The sequence below is a fragment of the Pseudanabaena sp. 'Roaring Creek' genome, from assembly GCF_001402795.1.
GTDB lineage: Bacteria > Cyanobacteriota > Cyanobacteriia > Pseudanabaenales > Pseudanabaenaceae > Pseudanabaena.
In genome coordinates this window covers 1-3021 of record NZ_LIRE01000543.1, presented here as the reverse complement: position 1 = coordinate 3021, position 3021 = coordinate 1, and the positions used below count along the sequence as shown (strand labels likewise).

Sequence of the window (3021 nt, the reverse complement as noted above, 5' to 3'; positions counted from 1 at the left end):
TATATTTAATTAAGCCCACTTACTTATATAGCAATAAAAAAGATAATAGGACAAATCAAACCCTAAAAGACAAGTTACGGTGCTTCGCCGTAACTTGTCTTTTAGGGTTTACATTCTAAATAACTCTTTCGTTACGATAGATAAAAAAGAAATTATTTATAAATACTAAATATAAATACTAAATATAAATACTAAATATAAATACTAAATATAAATACTAAATATAAACACCACAGATAAATACTGCGTATAAATACCACAGATAAATACTGCGTATAAATACTCACTTAGATTAAAAATAAAGCATTTTTATTCTTTTTTATATTTTCTTAATTATTAAAGAGTTTGATTTCTATTTGTAAATATCCTAAAAAGATTGTTAGCAAAGCATTACAGAAGTCAGTTAAGACATTATTAAATTCAAATGGAGGTGGGGATCGCTGAAATAGCCTCCAAGAATGAACTTGAGCGCAATTTATCCTCAATTATCAACCTGACATAATTTAATTATTAATAGATTTTTATATTAAGTTTGGCAAAGTCAAACTAAGACCTATGAACTCTTCAGACAATTCGGTTACAGCTTGTCGATTGTGTCAACATTACAGTCCTGAAGGTCGGAGAGGGGGATTTTGTGGAAAATTAGATGTTCCTGTAAGCCCATCTTGGGAGGCATGTAGCTTAGCGGCTCATCCCTTTGAACCGTCATGGCAATCGATGAACAATTTCAATGCACTTTTGCATGATTCATTGCATGATTCATTGCATGAAAAGATTGAGATAAGCTGCGAAGAAATGACCGATCTCCAAAATATACAAGGTCAAATGCATGGTCAGGTGCACGGTCAAGTGCACAGTCAAAATATTCACGAGCGATCGCTTAGCTTGTCAGACTATTAGGATCAGTAATTAAATCGATAATCGTTTATCTTCTTGTTTACATTTTTTAGATATTCAATCAAATATTCACTGCTGAATCAAGTCAGGAATCAGTATCTTTATCGGATAAATCTTTTAAATCTTTTTTAGAAATACCAAATATTCAATATTTAAAATATGTAAGATTACTGACATATAAAATTACTAAATCATTCGTGATATTTATCATTCAGCTAAGTAAGTAGGCTTAATTAAATATAAAACCCTAAAACCTACGGCGCACGCTGCGCTTGTACCGCAGATTTTAATTCTGGATTTTAATTATGCTCAGGAAATTATGAGAAAAATAGGGCATCGACTTCAGTTAACCAACGTATCCCGACTGCTAAGTCACACCACAATAAACTTACGCTCGTAAATTTACTGTGATATTCTTTATTAATTAAGAATTTGTAAACCTAATTTTCACAGGTTAAACGTGTTAGCAAGGGTTTGGAGTGCAGCAATTTTAGGGATCGATGCCATCCAAGTGGGAGTGGAGGTAGATGTATCGGGAGGACTGCCTGGAATCACTTTAGTTGGATTACCAGATACCGCAGTTCAAGAAAGCCGCGAACGAGTAAAAGCAGCTATCAAAAATGCAGGTTTCGCCTTCCCAATGCGAAAGATTGTTATCAATTTAACCCCTGCCGATCTTCGCAAGGAGGGACCAATTTTCGATCTCCCAATTAGTATTGGCATCCTTGCCGCTTCGGAACAGGTTAATCCCCAATTATTAGGAGATTATCTATTCTTGGGCGAGGTTTCCCTTGATGGTTCGCTACGTCCAGTCTCAGGGGTCCTACCGATCGCTGCCGCCGCCCAACGTTTGGGGATGATGGGGATCGTCGTACCCAAGGAAAATGCCCAAGAAGCAGCCTTAGTTAAGGGAATAGCTGTATATGGTCTACAAAGTATTACTGAAGTTGGCGATTTCTTAGCTAATCCCAACAAATATGAGCCAGTGGTCATCGATTCTGAACTGAAATGGCATGACAGCGACTTTAAGCTCGATCTGAAAGATGTTAAGGGACAGCAACATGCCCGCCGCGCTCTCGAAATAGCCGCTGCTGGTGGACATAATCTCATTTTTGTCGGGCCTCCAGGATCGGGGAAAACCCTTTTAGCAAGACGATTGCCCAGCATTCTGCCCAAAATGAACTTTGATGAAGCCCTAGAAGTGACCAGAATTCACTCTGTCGCGGGACTATTAAAAGGTAAAGGACTTGTCAGCGATCGCCCCTTTCGCAGCCCTCACCATTCCGCCTCAGGTCCATCCCTAGTCGGTGGCGGCAGCTTTCCCCGTCCTGGAGAAATTACCCTTGCCACGAACGGAGTACTTTTTCTGGACGAGCTAACAGAATTTAAGCGGGATGTCCTAGAATTTTTGCGCCAGCCTCTAGAGGATGGATTTGTCAGTATTTCCCGTACCCGTCAATCGGTTACCTTCCCGGCGCAATTTACATTGATCGCTAGTACCAACCCTTGCCAGTGCGGATATTATGGCGACTCGGTGCAGCCCTGTACTTGTACGCCACGACAGCGCGAACAATACTGGGCAAAGCTCTCTGGGCCTCTAATGGATCGCATCGATCTACAGGTAACAGTTGCTCGGCTCAAACCCGAAGAAATGACGCGATCGCCTGAAGGGGAGGGCTCCAGTGCGGTTAAAGAGAGAGTACAAGCATCGCGCAAAATTCAACAGAGTCGGTTTCAGCAAGAAATAAAAATCAACTGTAACGCCCAGATGCAATCTAGACATTTACGCCAATGGTGCGTACTGGATCATTCTTCTCGGGAGCTTTTAGAAACCGCCATTAAGCGTTTGGGTTTATCAGCCAGAGCTACAGACAGGATCCTCAAAGTATCCCGAACGATCGCCGATCTCGCCCATGCCGAAAACATTCAGCTTGCCCATGTCGCGGAAGCGGTTCAATACCGTACCCTTGATCGAGTTACTTAAAAATAACGTGAGTTCGGGATAATTTGAAACAGCTTGTAAGAAAGGGTTTGAGTTGCAAACCCTTTCTTACAGCCCAAAAGTAAAAGCCTTGCTAAGCAAGGCTTTTACTTTTGGGCTTTTCTTTTGGGCTTTTATAGCTG

2 protein-coding genes are annotated in these 3021 nt (G+C 40.7%); both read left to right on the top strand.

What is annotated here, in order from left to right; translation table 11 throughout:
- Positions 1-555 precede the first annotated feature (555 nt).
- Positions 556-900 carry a hypothetical protein gene (locus AC805_RS25685; protein ID WP_156341427.1) on the top strand — a complete coding sequence of 115 codons (345 nt, stop codon included), beginning with the start codon at positions 556-558 and terminating at the stop codon, positions 898-900.
- A gap of 457 nt (positions 901-1357) precedes the next feature.
- Positions 1358-2881 carry a YifB family Mg chelatase-like AAA ATPase gene (locus AC805_RS16140; RefSeq protein ID WP_055076369.1) on the top strand — a complete coding sequence of 508 codons (1524 nt, stop codon included), beginning with the start codon at positions 1358-1360 and terminating at the stop codon, positions 2879-2881.
- Positions 2882-3021 lie beyond the last annotated feature (140 nt).

Bases quoted from the DNA above. Each gene is read 5' to 3' on its own strand.
- AC805_RS25685 (WP_156341427.1), top strand. From the start codon at position 556: ATGAACTCTTCAGACAATTCGGTTACAGCTTGTCGATTGTGTCAACAT.